Annotated in this window: 2 pseudogenes; one reads left to right on the top strand and one right to left on the bottom strand. The window is 62.6% G+C overall.

Annotation, left to right across the window (positions count from 1 at the left end):
• Positions 1-184, bottom strand: a pseudogene (locus tag ABGA94_RS01810) (DNA repair protein RadA); the annotation flags it as partial.
• A gap of 60 nt (positions 185-244) precedes the next feature.
• On the opposite strand from ABGA94_RS01810, the pseudogene ABGA94_RS01805 reads away from it, so the two are divergent.
• Positions 245-380 (top strand): annotated as a pseudogene (locus ABGA94_RS01805) (UTP--glucose-1-phosphate uridylyltransferase); the annotation flags it as partial.

Raw genomic sequence — 380 nt, 5'->3', positions numbered from 1 at the left:
CATGCTGCAGGATCGACTCGACCCCGGTCTCGGCCAGCGCGTTGACCCCGTCCAGTGGCAGCTCCAGGCGGTGCGCGCGGCCGGCCACCTGGGCCAGCGACTCTTCACCGGTGACGTACAGCACCGGCAAAAGCACTGAGTACGAAAGCAAAGACAAAGCCTGCAAGGCGCATTTCGATTCTCCAGCAGAAGATTCAGGGCGCAGCGGCCCGTCACGACCTGGCCGGGGCGAGGACATGCGGAGATGCTGCCGATCATTGATCGGCCGCTGATCCAGTACGCCGTTGATGAAGCCATCGAAGCCGGCTGCGACACGCTGGTGTTCATCACCAACCGCTACAAGCACGCGGTTGCCGATTATTTCGACAAGGCCTACGAGC

Origin of the sequence: Stenotrophomonas sp. 3diitr2024 (assembly GCF_042136455.1) — a bacterium.
GTDB classification, from domain to species: Bacteria; Pseudomonadota; Gammaproteobacteria; order Xanthomonadales; family Xanthomonadaceae; genus Stenotrophomonas; species Stenotrophomonas sepilia.
Note: the sequence above shows the minus strand (reverse complement) of the source record. Positions and strands in the feature narration are given on the sequence as shown.